We start from the raw sequence: 18,274 nt of genomic DNA, 5'->3' as shown, positions 1-18,274 counted from the left end.
TATGAAAATTAAAGTGATTGCACCTATTATCTCAGACACATTTATGGATGAAATGAAAAAAGAATTTACTGGATTTTCCTATCCTCAAACAACCATTGATGTAACAAACCTAGATTACGGGCCTGCTTCTATAGAAAGTGAGTACGATGAAGCCTTATGTGTACCTGATTTTATCGAAAAAGTAAAACAAGCGGAAGCAGACGGGTACGACGGTGTGATTAGTAATTGTTTTGGAGATCCAGGAGTGAAGCCAGCTAGAGAGGTCGTTGATATTCCAGTGATAGGCCCTTGCGAGGCTTCTATGCTGTTTACAAGCACACTGGCAAAACGTTTCTCTGTTGTAACTGTTCTCCCCAATGTCGTTTCAATGATTAGTAACATTAGTAAAGTAACAGGTGTTTATCATAATCTTGCCTCTATTCGTTATGTAAACATCCCCGTTTTAGAAGTACATGAGAAAGAGAAGTTAAAGAGTGCCCTTTTAGACGAAATGTTAAAAGCGATTAAAGAAGACCAAGCAGAAGCACTAATTTTGGGCTGTACTGGATTTATGGGGGTAGCTAGCGAACTCCAAATGAAGCTAACTGAAAAAGGCTATGACATTCCAGTTGTAGATCCTGGCTTTGCTGCAACTAAATTATTAGAAGCAACAATAAGCATGGGAGTGAAGCAAAGTCGCATTACTTATATGAAGCCGCCAAGTAAACAAAGGGTGATGAATACGAATTGAATGGAGGGATAGGACGTTGGCAAATCATTCTACTATTGGGGACGATTATTCATTAACAAGGGTGCCTCAGGAGGCTAGACGATCACTGTGGAGTATTACGATCATTCGTGTCGGGGCATTAGCAACCATTTCACAATTTATTTTAGGAGCATCTTTAGGATACGGTATGACTTTCTGGCAGGCATTTTGGGCTACGTTTCTAGGTAGTGTGATTCTTCAAGTGGTTGGTTTCCTTTTAGGGTATGCAGGCGCGAAAGAAGGGTTATCTACAAGCCTTTTAGCTAGGTGGACAGGGTTTGGGCGCCATGGTTCGAGCATAATTGGTGCAGTTATAGCTATTTCTTGTATTGGTTGGTTTGGTGTACAAAATTCCGTGTTTGCTGAAGGAATTGTACAATCTACGAATGGAGCGATTTCTTTACCCTTAGCAGCAACATTAACAGGAATTGGCGTAACAATTTTGGTTATTTTCGGTTTTAAACTTTTAAGTATTACTGCTTCTATCACTGTACCTTTATTTCTAATAGCTGTCAGTATAGGAATTTATCAAACACTAAAAGGACAGAGTTTTTCTGATTTACTAGCAACACAGCCAGCAGGTGAGCCTTTATCAATTGGCGTTGCTGCGACGATGGTTGCGGGTGGATTTATCATAGGTGCCGTGATTACCCCGGATTTTAGTAGGTTTGCTAAGAGTGGAAAAGATGTTTTCTGGATGACTACCATCGGATTATTAGTTGGAGAGTTAGGGATTAATATGATTGCTGTCTTAATGGCTTTAGCAGCAAGAACAAATGATGTAGCTAATATTATGATGACAACAGTTGGCTGGTTAGGGGTTTTGGTTGTGGTCCTTTCCACAGTTAAAATCAATAATTTAAACTTGTACTCATCATCCCTCGGTTTTACTAATATTTTTGACTCATTATTTCGAATTCAATTAAATCGTGGAATGGTTACGTTACTTATTGGTATTATTGGGACGCTATTATCTGTATTAGGGATACTAGAACGTTTCACTGATTTTCTCGTTTTACTTGGGATACTTGTTCCACCTGTTGCGGGAATTATGGTTATTGACTATTTCATTTTAAAGACACATAGGAAAATACTAGACGAAAGTCGCCAGAAGGGCCAATTGCCTGCAAATACCGAGAAACTTGGCTGGCCTACGATTTTAGCCTGGGGATGCGGAGGATTAGCTGGTTATTTTATTACAATAGGTATACCGTCTATTAACTCGTTAGTGATTAGTGCGGTCATTTATTATGTTGCAAAAAAAATGGAGCGATTATATAAAACTGATATTCATGCAGATGTAGCATAAATATTTAGAAACTTCAAAGGAGTGCGCGAAATGAGAAAAATAGGAAAACAAGAAATTGAGGATATGGCAATTGGTGCAGCTTTACTTGGAACGGGCGGAGGTGGAGATCCGTACATCGGGAAGCTAATGGCGCTTCAAGCAATTGAAGAATATGGAGAAGTAATATTATTAGACCCAGAGGAAGTACCAGACGATGCATTGGTTGTCCCATCATCAATGATGGGTGCACCCACTGTTATGTTAGAAAAAGCACCAAGTGGTGAGGAGGCTATTCGTGCTTTTAATCAATTAGAGGAATATTTAGGTGAAAAGATATACGGGACTTTTCCTATTGAAGCGGGTGGTGTAAATAGCATGTTACCTTTTGCATTAGCTGCAAGATTAGGAATTCCAGTAATAGATGCTGATGGGATGGGACGAGCATTTCCAGAACTCCAAATGGTAACCTTTTATTTAGACGGGATATCAGCAACTCCTGCAATAATAGCTGATGAAAAGGGAAATACGGCGCTATTGTCTACAATTGATAATGTATGGACAGAGCGGATTGCTAGATCTGCAACTATACAAATGGGTGGTTCAGTCATGTGTGCGATGTATTCAATGAAAGCTAAAGACCTTAAGAAAAGTGGGATTACAAATATTCTTAAGCTTGAAGAGGAAATTGGTAAAAGTATTAGATTAGCTAAAATAAATAATGTGAATCCTATAGAAAAAATTTTAGAAACAGTCAATGGCTTTGAGTTATTTAAAGGGAAAGTCATTGATATAGATAGGAAAACTGAATCAGGTTTTGCAAAGGGTGTCGCTACTTTTGAGGGGCTTGAACAAAATAAAGGTGAAAATTTAAAACTCCGCTTTCAAAATGAACATCTTATTGCTCAAACGAATGAAAAGGTTTTATGTATGACGCCGGATTTAATAGCTGTACTCGATTCAGAAACAGGTTTACCTATAACAACAGAAGGCATACGCTATGGATCTAGATGTGTTGTAATTGGCATCCCTTGTCATCCAAAATGGAGAACAGAAAAAGGCATAGCAACAGTAGGACCAAACTACTTTGGCTATGATATGGCATATACACCTGTAGAGGAACTTGTAAAAAAAGGAGTGACACAATGATGGCAACATATAGAATTGGAATTGATGTAGGTGGTACTCATACTGACGCGGTCTTGTTAAATGACAAGAATGAAGTCATATCAGAAACAAAAGCTTCAACTACTGAAGATGTAGCTACAGGCATATATCACGCAATGCACAAAATTGTTTCTCATGCGAATGTGCCAAAAGAAAATATAAAATATGCAATGCTAGGAACAACTCATTGCACGAATGCGATTGTTGAAAGAAAGAGACTAAATCAAGTGGCGGTAGTACGAATTGGTGCGCCAGCGACACTGGCAGTCAAACCTTTAATAGGTGTCCCAAATGACCTTAGAGAATTACTAGGTGAACATGTCTTCTTAGTGCGAGGGGGTCATGAATTTGATGGAAGAGAAATAGTTGAACTTGATGAAAATCACTTATATGAAATCGCAAATGAATTAAAGGAAAAAGTGGATTCCATAGCAATTACTTCTGTTTTCTCTCCAGTATCAAAGGCACATGAAGAAAGAGCAGCCGAGATTTTTCAAGAAGTATTGGGAGACTCTATCGCATTATCGTTATCTTCTGAGATTGGTTCTGTAGGGCTTTTAGAAAGGGAGAATGCGACCATATTAAACGCTTCAGTTATTAATGTCGCAAAGATGGCTGCAGAAGGGTTTATCGATGCATTAAAAAATGAAGGGATTCAAGCGAAAGTATTCTTTGGACAAAATGACGGAACATTGATGTCTGTAAAATACGCTATGAAATATCCTATTTTCACAGTTGCATGCGGACCTACTAATTCTTTGAGAGGAGCTTCATATTTAAGTGAATTATCGGATGCCATAGTCGTAGATGTTGGAGGAACAACATCTGATGTAGGTGTGCTAGTGCAATCATTTCCACGAGAATCTTCTCTTGCAGTTGAGATTGGTGGAGCAAGAACGAACTTCCGTATGCCGGATTTAGTTTCTATAGGCTTAGGGGGCGGAACAATTATAAAGATAGAAGACGAACACTCTTTTACAATCGGTCCTGAAAGTGTGGGATATCGATTACCAGAGAAAGGATTGGTCTTCGGTGGAGATACATTAACTACTACTGATGTTGTTGTGGCACTTGGGAAAAGTAATTTAGGAGACGTTAAAAAAGTGTCACATCTTGATAAAAATTTATTAGAAAAAATATACGTAAGAATGGTTGAGATGGTCGAAGAAGCAATAGACAGAATGAAAACAAGTGCTGATCCAGTTCCCGTTATTCTTGTTGGAGGAGGTAGTATTTTACTACCAGAAACCCTTAAAGGTGCCTCACATGTTATCCGCCCGAACCATTCAGGAGTAGCAAATGCCATCGGCTCAGCCATTGCTCAAGTGAGCGGGCAAGTGGAAAAGATATTTGTTTTAGATGAGATCGGCAGAGCTGCTGCGTTACAAAGCGCAAAAGAACAAGCAATAAAAGAAGCTGTGCAAGCTGGAGCCGAACCCAGTAGTGTAGAGATTGTAGATATTGAGGATGTCCCATTGGCCTACTTGCCAGGAAATGCAACGAGAGTAAGAGTAAAAGCGGCAGGTGACTTAAAATATCAAAGCGAGGTTGCTATCAATTAATATGCTTTTAACAGAGTGAAAGCCAAAAACCAGTCATCTGATGACTGGTTTTTGGCTTTAGAAAAAAATAGAGATGATTAAGGTACCTCAGTATCTAAAACAAATTATTAGTTGATAATCCAGAGCATTCAAAAGAATAAGGATTATGAAAGTTTAAAGAACTGGCATAAAAAAAATAAACATAGAGTTGCTATTTTTCGGTTAGATGGAGGTGAAGTCGTAGGCGAGAAATCGCAATGAAATGAAAGTATCTACTATTCTTATCATTTTTATCTAGTTTACATAATATATATTATAGGAAGTTAAATAATTATAATCATTTTTGTCTCAATATCCAAGTATACTTAAAACATTGAGACAAAATAAAATTTTATGATTCTGATCTTATTCTGCGATAAATTGCAAATCAATATGTCATCTTTAATAAATATAACAAAATGATTGATTCGCATATGATTCAAGTTTTAGTGTATTTATAAATCTATTATCCAATAAAAAAATCCAGTTAACTCAATAATTTTATTTACGTTCTTGCTCTAGCTATGTTGTATACGATTAGAATATCGTATTAGCTCTTTCTTAGCTACCTTTTCTATTTTTCCTCTAATCGTACTCTGGCTCTTGCTCCAGCATTGCCAGCTGCTGAATGCTCATAATTAAGTTTGGATGTAACAGAAAAATTGCTTTATCTATTATCATGTCTTTCTGCATGATATAAAAATAACTCCTTGATCACTAAGATTATTCACGAATTTAATTAACTGCAACATATTTCTACTTTATGAATTTTAAATAGAAAAAGTTATAAACCATGCTATGATTTATAACTTTTAGTTTACATAATAATATTATTGTCTTTGTAAAGCTTTGCTTAAAAACTGTCTTACATTTCCGTAATATTGTATCTTATTAAACGCAGGATAATCAGATTGAAACTGTACGTAGATTGGAGAATCAAGTAACCATGGATAATGCTGTAAAAATTGTTGATCTCCAAAAACCAGCGCTGTTAACCAATTATTGATTTCTCTTTCATAAATAAGATATCGTATCTTAGCATACGGTTCGGTATATTCTCCTTTGCTAATTTGAAATCGGCAGAACAATACATATTGCCCCATTTGCGGTATCCACTGTGCCTGAAGCGCGTCAGAATGATTGTTCTCATTGCCTTTTACGCTCTCAATAGAAATGCTTAAATAAGCTTGTTCATCTCCATAAGGCTGTCGAAAGTAATAATTTCTATATTCAACTGGCTTAACATTTGTAGCAGGAGCAAGAATATCAACCTTTAATTTTGTTAAATCTAATTCTTGATTCATTGAATCCTTCCCCTTCATTAAAAGATTGTTACTTCTATACATCCATCATATGCCCATTAACTAAAGTTGTGCTAGCTAGAGATTTGTACCTCATTCTTACCATAAAGAAGAAAACTCAATGCTCCTTGAGCTGCCCTTATCATAAAAAATAGCTTATAGTTTATCTTTAAAAGAAGATAAACTATAAGCATTTTAGCAATAACCGCTTATTTGTTTCTTACATCTAAAATTTCTACGTTCACTAATTGCCATTTTTCATCTTCTCTTTTCCAAAAAGATTGCAAATAAGCTATAGTATCATTTTGGTCTATACCTGTGACCCTTTGCATTCCCTTCAAGCCCTTTTCCCCCTTTGTATTTTCAAAAGGAGTAAGCATATTGTATGAGTTAACAGTTAGTTCAAAAGGTTCGTTTAATTTTCCTTTATGATATAAACCGAGTTTTTCATATGCTTTTGCATTCTCAGCCAAATCAAAAGTTACTTCTCTATTTTCATTTTCTACTGCGATAACAGCTTCGTAATTATCCTCTAATTGCGCAGTAGAAGTGACTGGATCAGGTACACCTAAGTTAATTAGTTTTCCATCTTGATAACTATAAAGATAGAATGAAGCATTTTCTCCACTATCTTCGCTGTTGATTTTCACTAGCAATTCCTTATTACCATCATCATTAAAATCAATTATTTTTAATCGTGGGTCAAACCCTGGTTCTAAATCTACTTTGACAGTTTTTTTAAGATCATCTTCTACTTCTAATGATAATTCTTTAAAAAAACCAGCTTCTTCTTCATAACGGATACCTTTAATCTTTATCGTCTCTTTTATCTCTTTTCCAGAAAGCTCTGCTTCTTGGGTAATGACTGTTTTTTGCTCTTCATTCTTGTCTACACCGGCATATACAGCGGTCATCGTGGATAAACTCATCAAGAAAAAGGCAGTTAATGCGACAAGCACTTCTTTCTTCATTATAAAGACCCTCCTAACATTATTATAAGGATGCCCTTTATTGGAAGAATAATGCAAAAAGAGACTTGAAAAATTTATTTTCTTTTTATTGGTCCATAATGATCACTCATGGCCTGATTTAGCAGTCCTAAACAACGGTCAAACTCCACTTTCATTTGCTTTCTATATAGCTCGTATTCTTGCTTCCCCTTATCCGTAAGATGATAAATAATAATTTCTTGAAAATCTACACCAGGTTCACCAAGTAACTTTTTTTCTCTTCTCACCCATCCCTCTCTCGTTAATTCATGTAATGTTTTATAGATTTCGGAATGAGTAGGATGATATCCATATGGTTTAAATTCGGTTCTAAGATCATCTAAAAACTGAGTACCATAACGCTTATTCGCTTCAATCATTTTTAGTAAATATAACTTCAAAAATGCTCTTTGTCTTACAAGAAAGCCCCTCTTTAATTCTGATTCCATTGTTCTCTCCTACCTTTGCTATGAAGAATCATGTTATTTTTTTATCATTGATTGAATATACCGTTTATTTGCTTTATAACTAAAGAATAAATAGGATAGAACAGATAGTGGAATGAATGTCCAAGCTGCCCCTCTTAACAAGGCAAAAGGTGTCTCAAAAATAAACGAAAACCAAAATGACATTCCACTTTTGTCCCATAGCCCCGGAGTTAAGTAAAGTTCACTTGGTCGAATGAAATAGGCTGGATCAATGATGCCTGTATAATAAAGAAAGACTATTAGTGGGAAGTTACCAATGGCAAGCATGAGAGAAGAATGAGCGTAACGTTTATACCTTTTTGCCTTTGAAACATTATCAGAAAAAATATCATCTGTGGCTTGATCATCGATTTTCTCAAAATATTGAATCCCTGAATATTTTGATCCAGCAATATGTCTCCAACCACTATCCTCGAACAATGTAATATAATCCAAAAAGTCTGCTGAATGCTTGAACTTTCTGAAATCTATTTTAATTTTCTTCTCTTTTGCCTCAACTAACCGAAATTTGTAGCCGAAATAAGTGCTTTCTAATTGGTACCCTTCACTCGCCATTCTCTCTAACCATTGTTCCTCTTTATCAAAGTCAATAAAAACCTTGAATTTGCGCATCTTCTCCCCTCCACTAAATATCTGTATTAGAGAATAAGTTATCAGTAATGTGAATCATATGGCTCATCCTTTTATAATCTTGTCTTAGTACCTCAATTCCTTTCTCTGTGATCACATACGTTTTTCTACGTTTATCATCACTTTCCACAGATTGTATTAACCGTTGTTTCACTAAATTTTCTATTGCTCCGTACATCGTTCCTGCCGCTATTTTCACTTTGTTGTCACTTAATTCCTCCACTTTTTGCATCATGACATATCCATGGGAAGGTTCAATTAATGATAATAGAATGTAATAGGTTGTTTCGGTTAATGGAGAATATTTATTTATGTCCATTGAATCACCCCGACACTATATATACAGTTAAACTATATAGTTCAATTATATACAGTCTAACTGTATATTGCAATAAGTCACTTTTTATACTTTCGGCCTTTTCTTACTTAATCGCATTTTTTGTTTTTTCTTTATCTATTGAATATTTGGAACATAGTTCTGTTAGAATTATTTTCGTTAATTTTTGTATGCTTATAACTTCGAACATTAAAAAAGCCACCTAAAAGGTGGCTAAAAGATTCATTGTTCACGTAAATTGTTTGCTATAAGCGAACAAGTCTTCTTGTGCTTGTTTATATTCCTGTTTTAGTTTATTGACATAATTAGCGGTAGTTGTCACCGCGGAAATAGCAGCAATACCTTGTCCACTTCCCCAAACATCTTTCCATGCTTTTACTCGATTTTCCCCAAAATTCATTTTGCTTGGATCACTATCTGGTAGATTATCAGGATCCAAACCAGCAGCTTTTATGGATGGTTTTAAATAGTTACCATGAACCCCAGTAAATAGATTACTATAAACAATATCATCGGATGAACCATCAACAATAGCTTGTTTATACTCTTCTGAGGCTCTAGCTTCCTCTGTAGCGATAAATGGCGAGCCGATATAGGCTAAGTCTGCTCCCATCGCTTGCGCAGCTAAAATGGCTTGTCCGTTCGCAATAGAGCCAGATAGCGCTAATGTTCCATCAAACCATTGTCTAATTTCTTGAATGAGCGCAAACGGACTTTTATCACCAGCATGGCCACCCGCTCCTGCAGCAACAGCAATTAAACCATCTGCGCCTTTTTCTATCGCTTTATGTGCAAAAGTATTATTGATTACATCATGGAGTGCAATACCACCATAACTATGAGTAGCGGAGAATACTTCCTCTCTCGCTCCTAGAGAGGTAATTATAATTGGCACTTTATATTTCACGCATAGCTCCATATCTTTTTCTAATCTTTGATTTGATTTATGTACGATTTGATTAATTGCAAAGGGTGCAGCCGGTTTATCCGGGTTTTGTGCATTATAATCAGCAAGCTCTTCTGTAATCTGCGCTAACCATTCATCTAACTGAGAAGAAGGTCTGGCATTTAATGCTGGCATTGATCCAACGATACCAGCTTTACATTGTTCAATAACTAGCTTTGGGTTACTAATAATAAAAAGTGGTGATCCAATGACCGGTAACTGTAATTGCTGAAATTGTTTTGGTAAACGAGACATTTTCTTTTCTCCCTTCAAAGAACGAATGAAAACGGTAACACTTATTTACATCTGTTTTCTATATGTCCAATTTAACCCATATTTCTGTTACCCGTCAATTAAATATCAGATATTTCTAAATTAACAATATTATTTTTCGTGAAAATAAGCTGCGATTCAATCTCGCAGCTCATTTTTTTATTTCATGATTTTTACTTTTGGATTAAGCGCTTTCTTTAATGCTTGTATATAGTTGTGAATGGCTGCACTACCCAAATCAGAAGTTGGATTTAATAATTCAAAGGCATGATAAGCGCCAGGATAAATATGAAACTCTACATCGACTCCATCTTTCGCAAGTCTCGAGACATATTCAATTGTTTCATCCCTAAATGGATCCAATTGACCCACACATGTATAGGTTGGTGGTAGGCCAGAATAATTTTTTGCTCTTGCCGGCGCAGCATACGGTGAAATCTCACCATTGATATTTTTACCTAAATACATCCTCCATGCTGCTAGGTTATTGCCACGATTCCATATCGCTTTTTCATCGGTGATTTCATAGCTTGATGCAGTCGTATTACGATCATCTATCATTGGATAAAGTGGCATTTGGAAGGCTATTTTCGGACCGCTTCTATCTCGTGCTAACAATGAGAGGGCAGCTGTTAATCCTCCGCCCGCACTCTGACCAGCTACTGCGATTCTACTTCTATCAATCTTTAATTCTTCACAGCTCTCATGCATCCATAACAAGGCAGCATAGCAATCTTCTATTGCACAAGGATAGCGATGCTCTGGAGCTAACCGATAATCGACTGACACAACCACACATTCAGCTTCTTTTACAAACGCTTGACAAATAGCATCACTACCATCTGGATGACCAGTTACATACCCTCCTCCATGTATGAAAAGAACAGCTGGAAGTGCCTCTTCATTTCTATTAGAAGGTTCATAGATCTTCACTAACATTCTTTGTTTATCTCCACCTTGAATAGATAACTGATTGATTCTTACATAAGGGGATGTTTCGACTGGGACGAATGCAGCCTGCCTTGCTGCTTCTAATCCCTCTGGTAACTTAAATGGTGGGAAAACCTCACAGATTTCTCTTATTTCTTCTGCTACTCTACTGATAAAATCCATTAATAGCACTCCTTTACATACTTTTTGTGATGGAAGAATGTTGGTCAAACCCACTATACTCACTAGTAGCACAATTCTCGAGGATTTTCCCGTATTGTCCTAGCCCACCTAGATAAATTAAAAATGCTTCAGGCTTTCCTTCTACATTTGCTCCAGAATACCAAGAAGGGGTTTTACTATATAATGTTTGTCTATATACTTCTTCACAGTGGATACGCCATGTTTCTTCTTGTTGCGCATTAGCTTCTACCATTTCGATTCCCTCTGCCTCTATATAAGCAATAAAACGGTCAATCCAATCCACATGCTGTTCAATACTTGTCGGCATATTTGTTGCTACAGATGGACTTTGTGGTCCAGTAATCATAAACATATTCGGGAAGAGGTTAGTGGCAACACCTAAATAAGTTGATACATTAGCTCCATGTTCCCATTTCTCCTTAAGTGATTCTCCTCCACGTCCTTTAATATCCATCGTTAATAATGGTCCGGTCATTCCATCATAACCTGTAGCGAACACAACCATATCTAAGGGATACTCTCTGCCTGTTGTGCAAATACCCTTTTCACTGAATTGTGTTATAGGCGCAGATTTTACATCGACAAAATGGACATGTGGCAAATTAAATGATTCATAATAATTTGTATCAAGAACTAGACGTTTAGTGGCAATTGGATAAGTGGGTAACAATTTTTCTGCTAACGATTGATCCTTAACAACTTGTTTTATCTTATCTCGAACAAATTGACTAAGTGTTTCATTAGAGGTTTCATTAATTAATAAATCATTATAAGTGGCACTTATCTCAAAGCCACCTTTCTTCCATGCTGTTTCATAAATTTCCTGCCGTTTAAATTGATTTTCCTCTAAGGCAGAAATCGGTCGTGAAAAAAAGGGATAACCAGTATGAGATTGAAACATTTTCTTTCTTGTATCTAATCGATTTGCTTTATATTCATTGATTTCTTCTTCTGTGTAAGGGTGATTTTGTGCGGGAATCGCATATTGAGGAGTTCTTTGGAAGCTATATACTTCCGCTGCTGTTTCTGCAATAACCGGTAAACTTTGAATTCCACTTGAACCATTACCAATAATCCCTACTTTCTTGCCATGAAAATCTACTTCGTGATGTGGCCAAGTACCTGTGTGATAGCTTTCACCTTTATACTGACTATAACCTGGTATTTTCGGGATATTCTTCGCATGTGCTGACAGACAACCGACAGCTGTAATGAAATATTTACATATCAATTGTCGACCATCTTGTAAATACACTCTCCATTGTGTAATTTCTTCATCAAAATGAGCCGCTCTTATTTCTGTTTCTAACTCAATATCCTCTCTCAGTTGTAAGCGATCTGCTACAAAGTTTAAGTATTCGAGAATTTCTGGTTGAGTCGGATAACGAGAACGCCAAGACCATTCTTCATATAACGTTTCAGAAAAGGTAAAATTATACGTATGGCTCTCTGAGTCACACCTCGCACCAGGGTAGCGGCTCCAATACCAAGCTCCCCCTACACCAGCTCCCTTTTCAAACACTCGGACACTTAAGCCACGTTCTCGTAATCTGTAGAGCATATACATGCCAGAAAACCCAGCACCAACAATGATTGCATCATAGGAAGGGAAATCTTGATGATTGTGATTGTCCATCAATTACTCACACCTTTCTACTTAAATGATTGCGCTTACATTTTATAGGTAAAATATTCTGACTATTAATAGTATTAGACCTCCTATTGTAAAATTCCTCTATCCTCAATTAAATTTTTTCTCACTAATATAGCTCAGTAAAAGGAAGCATATTAATTTTAGAGGTAACAGCATTACTTATGAAATATCTTCGGTAGTATCTAATATTTCAAATAAAAGTGATGATATGTTGAATAAATCTTTAATTTAGAATTTCATCCAATAATTTTGTTTAATATAAGTAAACTCGTTACAATCAAATGCTATAATTCGCATAAAAACTTGCGTGGGGGATGATGATGCTAAAGAGGAAGTTCGGAGATCGTTCAGATTGGAAAAGAATTGATAAAAGGAAATATTCACAGGCTTTCCTCAATACCAAAAACTTTAAGGGTCACATAACTTTATTACATGCACTATCCGTTACATCACCATTATGTGTAAGTTATGGGAGAAAGAAATTATGTATAGTGGATGATGGATATATGTGGCTTCAACAATTTCCTTTAAGAAAAAACCATACAGTAACTACGATGTTCGATTCTAAAGGGAATATCATTCAGTGGTATATAGACATATGCCTCCATTATGGAATAGACAATAATATTCCATGGATGGACGATTTATTCTTAGATATTGTTATATTACCAACCGGGGAATTATATGTTTTGGATGACGACGAACTTGAAGATGCGCTAAAAAATAGTATTATTAATCAACCTCTATATGATTTAGCTTGGAAAGAAGTAAAAATCATTAAAAGTTTAGTTAGAGCTGGAAACTTTAATTTGTTAAAATTGTCGAACACCCATAAAAAAATTCTATCTAAAATTTTGAAGTAACTACGATTAAATGAACAGAAGTTCTGTCTATTTCCGTTCATTAATCATGAAGATTAGATAACTAGAAGACTTAACATTAATAAAAAAATTATTTACTTTACACAGTAATCTTCCCTGTTGACCAAGAAACGTTAGAGGGATGCCTTCAGTGTTTTTTCAATACTAAAATGATCAACTAAAAGAATGATAATGCACATTAAAAAAGTACATCACTTTTATGAGTGTGTACTTTTTTAATAATGTGTCATTAAGTTAAATACAACCTTTCAACTTTTTGAAGAAATCGTTTATGTTTGTTCCTTTGTCTCAGTCCATAAATGAATAATTGCACCATTTTCTTCTTCATCTAATATAAACGATCCGTTGGAGTAGCGATCATTGTATCTAAGTTCATTCATTGCTATGGACTCAATTGTCCCTTTTTCACTTTCAACAAATGCTGTTTCATGATTATTTGTTATAACCATACCAACAATGCGATGCGGATGTTTTTTCAATTCGCGTAACATCACTACACCTCGTTTTGCCCTTGATGTTTGTTCAAACTCTTGCAGTTTCATTTTTTTCACTGCCCCGCGTTGCGTCGCAATGACAACTGCTTCTTCTTTCTCATTACTAATCATTTTTCCAGAAACAACATAGTCATCATCTTTTAGATTGATTCCTTTTACACCCGCAGCTCTTGGGCCTACTAAGTTTACTTCTTTCTCATGAAACCTGAGACCATAACCTAAATGAGTTGTGAGAAACACATCATGCTCGCCATGTGTTAGGTGAACATCGACAACCTCATCATCACCTTTTAGGTTAAGTGCAACGAGCGCTTTTGAAAAGCGTTGAGCTTTATATGATTTTAATTCGGTTTTCTTCACCATACCGTTTTTCGTAATAAATAATAATGTTGCATTCTCTTGTTCAAAATCAGTAATAGGGATTGCGTGAATGATACATTCATCACGATCGATGGCAATGATATTGGCAATATGTTGACCCATGTCCTTCCAGCGGATGTCAGGTAATTGGTGCACAGGACAATATAAGTAGCTGCCTTTATTCGTAAATAGAAGTAGAACATCCGTTGTATTCATCTCTAGCTTTGTTAATAAACGGTCGGATTCCTTCATCGCTAAATCTTGTCCATTTGAAGCTGAATAAGAACGCTGGCTTGTCCGCTTAATATACCCATCTCTTGTGACAGTAACAATCACATCTTCATTTGCTACAAGAACTTCTAGGTTAATTTTAATTTCTTCTATTTCTGCTTCAATTACTGTTCTTCTATTGTCTTCAAATTTCTTCTTCACTTCACGAAGTTCTTTTTTAATCACTGATGCGAGTTTCTTGTCACTGGCAAGAATCGATGTGAGTTCCTCTACTTTGGCCGCTAATTCCTCTGCTTCTGCACGCAATGCAGTGATATCTGTATTCGTCAAACGATATAGTTGTAATGAGACGATCGCTTCTGCTTGAGGCTCTGTAAATTGATACTCTCTCATTAAATTCTCTTTCGCGTCACGCTTATCTTTTGAAGCACGAATCGTCGCAATGACTTCGTCTAATATAGATAATGCCTTGATTAGGCCTTCAACGATATGCTGACGTGTTTGAGCCTTTTCTAAATCGAATTGTGTTCTACGTGTGACAACCTCTTTTCGATGGTCAATGTAGGCATCTAGTAGGGGGACTAGACCCATCGTTTTCGGATGACGGTTATGAATAGCCACCATATTAAAGTTATACGGGATTTGCAGATCAGTATATTTATATAAATAATGTAAAACCCCTTGTGGGTCAGCATCCTTCTTTAATTCAACGACAATTCTTAGCCCTGTACGATCCGTTTCATCACGGACTTCAGCGATTCCTTCGATTTTACGATCGAAGCGAAATTCATCCATTTTCTTCACTAAGTTCGCTTTATTTACTTCATAAGGGATTTCAGTAATGACTATTTGCTTTCTACCACCACGAATATCCTCGAAATCTACTTTACCACGGATAATAATTTTACCTTTGCCCGTTTCATAGGCTTTCTTAATGCCTTCTACACCTTGTATGATTCCACCGGTAGGAAAATCAGGTCCTTTTATATACTGCATTAAATCATCGACAGTACTTTGTGGACGATCCATACGATGAATAACAGCATCAATAACTTCTCCAAGATGATGAGGTGGGATTTCCGTTGCATATCCGGCAGAAATCCCTGTTGATCCATTTACAAGTAAGTTGGGATAACTAGCTGGTAAAACGGTTGGTTCATTCGAAGTATCATCAAAGTTCGGAATAAAATCAACCGTTCTTTTTTCAATATCATTTAAGAGTGCAGAAGAAATAGAAGATAATCTCGCCTCTGTATACCTCATCGCAGCAGGTGGATCATTATCGATACTACCATTATTGCCGTGCATTTCAATAAGAAGCTTGCGCAACTTCCAATCTTGACTCATACGCACCATGGCATCATATACAGAGGAGTCACCATGTGGGTGAAAATTACCAATCACATTACCGACCGTTTTTGCCGATTTTCTAAAACCTTTATCATGCGTATTACCTTCAACATGCATGGCATATAAGATACGACGCTGCACGGGCTTAAGCCCGTCTCTCGCATCAGGTAATGCTCTATCTTGTATAATATATTTACTATATCTGCCAAATCGGTCACCAAGGACATCTTCTAACGGCAGATCACGAAATTGTTCTGCTTTGTTCATGAATCTAACTCCTCAAGCGTCGAAATGTTTTCATTTTCTAAAATGCTGCCATCTTCTTCTAATCCGAATGCGACATTTGTTTCAATCCATTTCCTCCGTGGTTCAACTTTATCACCCATTAAAGTGGTAATTCTACGTTCCGCTCTCGCAGCGTCATCAATTTTCACACGGATGAGCGTTCTCGTTTCTGGATCCATCGTTGTTTCCCATAATTGGTCAGCATTCATCTCACCAAGTCCTTTATAACGCTGAATAATATAGCCTTTACCAACCTTTTTAATCGTATCAGGAAGCTCTTCATCACTCCATGCATACTCTATTACTTCTTTCTTTCCAGAACCTTTACTCACTTTGTACAATGGTGGTAAAGCAATATAGACTCTACCTGCTTCTAGTAACGGTTTCATATAGCGGTAGAAGAAGGTCAGTAAGAGCACTTGAATATGGGCTCCATCGGTATCAGCATCCGTCATAATAATCACTTTATCGTAATTAATATCTTCAATCGTAAAGTCACCACCGACACCCGCTCCAACAGCGTGTATAATCGTGTTTATCTCTTCATTTTTAAAGATATCTGCGAGCTTTGCCTTTTCAGTATTTATTACTTTACCTCTTAATGGCAATACTGCTTGAAACCTTCTATCGCGCCCCTGCTTTGCTGAACCACCCGCAGAGTCACCTTCTACTAAATATAATTCGTTTCTTTCTGGGTTACGTGATTGAGCAGGTGTCAATTTCCCTGACAGAACCGCTTCAGCCCGTTTCTTCTTCTTTCCGCCTCTAGCGTCTTCCCTTGCTTTACGTGCTGCTTCTCTTGCTTGAAAAGCTCTAATTGCTTTCTTAATTAATAAAGAGCTTGTATCTGGATTTTCTTCAAGGAAGTAAGAGAGATACTCTGATACAACAGCATCGACAGCTGAACGCGCTTCGCTTGTTCCGAGCTTGCCCTTTGTTTGTCCTTCAAATTGTAACAGTTCTTCGGGTACACGTACTGAGACAATCGCCGCAAAACCTTCTCGTAAATCAGTTCCTTCTAAGTTCTTATCTTTCTCTTTTAGAAGCTGAACTTTACGGGCATATTCATTGAACACCCTAGTCATCGCTGTTTTAGCTCCAGCTTCATGTGTCCCTCCATCTTTCGTACGAACATTATTAACAAAAGAAAGGACATTTTCTGAAAAACCATCATTAAATTGGAAGGCAAAATCAACTTCAATACCATTATGCTCCCCTTCAAAACTAACTACTGGATGGAGCGTATCTTTTTCTTCATTTAGGTACTGAACAAATGCTTCAATCCCATTTTCATAATGATAAATCTCTTTAAGATCATGACGTTCATCCGTTATCTCGATTTTCATCCCTTTTAAGAGAAAAGCGGATTCACGTAATCGTTCACTTAGCACTTCAAAATTATATGTAGTTGTTGAGAAAATTGTCGGATCTGGTTTAAAGTGGATCGTTGTCCCTACTTGATTCGTTTTACCAACCTTCTCAAGCGTGGTTACTGGCTTTCCGCCGTTTTCAAACCGCTGTTCATAAACAAGTCCATCGCGTTTAATTTTAACGACTAACCATTGTGATAAGGCGTTAACAACTGAAGCACCTACACCATGAAGTCCACCACTTGTTTTGTATCCACCTTGGCCAAACTTTCCTCCAGCGTGCAACACAGTCAATATGACTTCGGTTGTAGGTTTGCCCATCTTGTGCATTCCGGTCGGCATTCCTCGACCTTTATCTTGAACACTAATTGAATTGTCTTTATGTATTTTGACAATGATATGATCGCCGAAACCTGCAAGTGCTTCATCTACAGCGTTATCGACTATTTCGTATACAAGATGGTGTAGCCCTCTTGCATCCGTACTTCCAATGTACATTCCGGGACGTTTTCTTACAGCTTCTAATCCCTCAAGTACTTGTATGGCATCATCATTATAGTCAAATACTTCCTGATTTTTTGCCACAAGCATTCCCCTTTCATCTCTTCAAAAACCATCTATTGTCTATCAATCCGAGTCGGCAATAGAGTTTGATTATATCATAACCGCGCCTTTATGCACCTCTCTACAATAGATATCGGTTTATTATTCCATTCTTATTCACTATATTCCTTCTTATCATGCGAGTCGTATGCATATATGTTCCCCATT

The 18,274-nt window shown here is 36.8% G+C and carries 15 protein-coding genes; 5 read left to right on the top strand and 10 right to left on the bottom strand.

The window, feature by feature from the left end; genetic code table 11:
- The first annotated feature begins 1 nt into the window (after position 1).
- Genes MKX67_RS11590 through MKX67_RS11575 form a run of 4 tightly spaced genes read left to right on the top strand, consistent with a single transcriptional unit; the run spans position 2 to position 4,762 of the window.
- On the top strand, positions 2 to 730 hold the full coding sequence (locus tag MKX67_RS11590; protein ID WP_095373692.1) for an aspartate/glutamate racemase family protein: 729 nt from the start codon (positions 2 to 4) through the stop codon (positions 728 to 730).
- Positions 731 to 746: 16 nt separating this feature from the next.
- Positions 747 to 2,057 (top strand): cytosine permease, encoded by a 1,311-nt coding sequence (locus tag MKX67_RS11585; protein WP_322909316.1) that lies wholly within the window; start codon positions 747 to 749, stop codon positions 2,055 to 2,057.
- A gap of 30 nt (positions 2,058 to 2,087) precedes the next feature.
- Complete coding sequence (locus MKX67_RS11580) at positions 2,088 to 3,182, top strand: DUF917 domain-containing protein (RefSeq protein WP_307314022.1); 1,095 nt, start codon at positions 2,088 to 2,090, stop codon at positions 3,180 to 3,182.
- The gene (locus MKX67_RS11575) at positions 3,182 to 4,762 is read left to right on the top strand and encodes a hydantoinase/oxoprolinase family protein (protein ID WP_095373693.1); all 1,581 of its coding nucleotides are present in this window, start codon (positions 3,182 to 3,184) and stop codon (positions 4,760 to 4,762) included. The genes MKX67_RS11580 and MKX67_RS11575 overlap by 1 nt, the downstream gene beginning before the upstream one ends.
- Positions 4,763 to 5,610: 848 nt before the next feature.
- Here the strand turns inward: MKX67_RS11575 and MKX67_RS11570 are convergent.
- The 8 genes from MKX67_RS11570 to MKX67_RS11535 all read right to left on the bottom strand — a co-directional run bounded on the left by MKX67_RS11570 (position 5,611) and on the right by MKX67_RS11535 (position 12,514).
- Positions 5,611 to 6,084: a staygreen family protein gene (locus tag MKX67_RS11570; RefSeq protein ID WP_180316968.1), complete on the bottom strand. Its 474-nt coding sequence runs from the start codon at positions 6,082 to 6,084 to the stop codon at positions 5,611 to 5,613.
- A gap of 206 nt (positions 6,085 to 6,290) precedes the next feature.
- Complete coding sequence (locus tag MKX67_RS11565; protein WP_095373314.1) at positions 6,291 to 7,052, bottom strand: hypothetical protein; 762 nt, start codon at positions 7,050 to 7,052, stop codon at positions 6,291 to 6,293.
- Between the two features lie 74 nt (positions 7,053 to 7,126).
- Positions 7,127 to 7,519 (bottom strand): helix-turn-helix transcriptional regulator, encoded by a 393-nt coding sequence (locus MKX67_RS11560; RefSeq protein WP_095373315.1) that lies wholly within the window; start codon positions 7,517 to 7,519, stop codon positions 7,127 to 7,129.
- A gap of 33 nt (positions 7,520 to 7,552) precedes the next feature.
- On the bottom strand, positions 7,553 to 8,170 hold the full coding sequence (locus MKX67_RS11555; RefSeq protein ID WP_095373316.1) for a DUF2812 domain-containing protein: 618 nt from the start codon (positions 8,168 to 8,170) through the stop codon (positions 7,553 to 7,555).
- Positions 8,171 to 8,183: 13 nt separating this feature from the next.
- Positions 8,184 to 8,507, bottom strand: a complete 324-nt coding sequence (locus tag MKX67_RS11550; protein WP_095373317.1) for a PadR family transcriptional regulator — start codon at positions 8,505 to 8,507, stop codon at positions 8,184 to 8,186.
- A 247-nt stretch (positions 8,508 to 8,754) separates the two neighbouring features.
- Positions 8,755 to 9,726 carry a nitronate monooxygenase family protein gene (locus MKX67_RS11545; protein WP_095373318.1) on the bottom strand — a complete coding sequence of 324 codons (972 nt, stop codon included), beginning with the start codon at positions 9,724 to 9,726 and terminating at the stop codon, positions 8,755 to 8,757.
- Positions 9,727 to 9,903: 177 nt separating this feature from the next.
- On the bottom strand, positions 9,904 to 10,857 hold the full coding sequence (locus MKX67_RS11540) for an alpha/beta hydrolase (RefSeq protein WP_322909314.1): 954 nt from the start codon (positions 10,855 to 10,857) through the stop codon (positions 9,904 to 9,906).
- Between the two features lie 13 nt (positions 10,858 to 10,870).
- Positions 10,871 to 12,514, bottom strand: a complete 1,644-nt coding sequence (locus MKX67_RS11535; protein WP_095373320.1) for an NAD(P)/FAD-dependent oxidoreductase — start codon at positions 12,512 to 12,514, stop codon at positions 10,871 to 10,873.
- A 338-nt stretch (positions 12,515 to 12,852) separates the two neighbouring features.
- Here MKX67_RS11535 and MKX67_RS11530 point away from each other — a divergent pair, with 338 nt between their 5' ends.
- Entirely contained in the window at positions 12,853 to 13,395 is a 543-nt protein-coding gene (locus MKX67_RS11530; protein WP_341055504.1) for a DUF402 domain-containing protein, read from the top strand.
- 287 nt (positions 13,396 to 13,682) lie between these two features.
- Here the strand turns inward: MKX67_RS11530 and parC are convergent, their stop codons facing one another.
- A complete protein-coding gene (gene parC / locus MKX67_RS11525; protein ID WP_307314039.1) occupies positions 13,683 to 16,115 on the bottom strand; it encodes a DNA topoisomerase IV subunit A in 2,433 nt (810 codons plus the stop codon).
- Entirely contained in the window at positions 16,112 to 18,088 is a 1,977-nt protein-coding gene (gene parE / locus MKX67_RS11520) for a DNA topoisomerase IV subunit B (protein WP_307314041.1), read from the bottom strand. The genes parC and parE overlap by 4 nt, the downstream gene beginning before the upstream one ends.
- Between the last annotated feature and the right edge of the window lie 186 nt (positions 18,089 to 18,274).

This window comes from Cytobacillus sp. FSL W7-1323 (assembly GCF_038595015.1).
GTDB classification, from domain to species: Bacteria; Bacillota; Bacilli; order Bacillales; family Cytobacillaceae; genus Cytobacillus; species Cytobacillus kochii.
This window is presented reverse-complemented; position numbering and strand designations above follow the sequence as displayed.

Bases quoted from the DNA above. Each gene is read 5' to 3' on its own strand.
- MKX67_RS11540 (WP_322909314.1), bottom strand. From the start codon at position 10,857: ATGGATTTTATCAGTAGAGTAGCAGAAGAAATAAGAGAAATCTGTGAG.
- MKX67_RS11575 (WP_095373693.1), top strand. From the start codon at position 3,182: ATGGCAACATATAGAATTGGAATTGATGTAGGTGGTACTCATACTGAC.
- MKX67_RS11565 (WP_095373314.1), bottom strand. From the start codon at position 7,052: ATGAAGAAAGAAGTGCTTGTCGCATTAACTGCCTTTTTCTTGATGAGT.
- MKX67_RS11550 (WP_095373317.1), bottom strand. From the start codon at position 8,507: ATGGACATAAATAAATATTCTCCATTAACCGAAACAACCTATTACATT.
- MKX67_RS11535 (WP_095373320.1), bottom strand. From the start codon at position 12,514: ATGGACAATCACAATCATCAAGATTTCCCTTCCTATGATGCAATCATT.
- parC (WP_307314039.1), bottom strand. From the start codon at position 16,115: ATGAACAAAGCAGAACAATTTCGTGATCTGCCGTTAGAAGATGTCCTT.
- MKX67_RS11590 (WP_095373692.1), top strand. From the start codon at position 2: ATGAAAATTAAAGTGATTGCACCTATTATCTCAGACACATTTATGGAT.
- MKX67_RS11530 (WP_341055504.1), top strand. From the start codon at position 12,853: ATGCTAAAGAGGAAGTTCGGAGATCGTTCAGATTGGAAAAGAATTGAT.
- MKX67_RS11570 (WP_180316968.1), bottom strand. From the start codon at position 6,084: ATGAATCAAGAATTAGATTTAACAAAATTAAAGGTTGATATTCTTGCT.
- MKX67_RS11560 (WP_095373315.1), bottom strand. From the start codon at position 7,519: ATGGAATCAGAATTAAAGAGGGGCTTTCTTGTAAGACAAAGAGCATTT.
- MKX67_RS11545 (WP_095373318.1), bottom strand. From the start codon at position 9,726: ATGTCTCGTTTACCAAAACAATTTCAGCAATTACAGTTACCGGTCATT.
- MKX67_RS11580 (WP_307314022.1), top strand. From the start codon at position 2,088: ATGAGAAAAATAGGAAAACAAGAAATTGAGGATATGGCAATTGGTGCA.
- MKX67_RS11555 (WP_095373316.1), bottom strand. From the start codon at position 8,170: ATGCGCAAATTCAAGGTTTTTATTGACTTTGATAAAGAGGAACAATGG.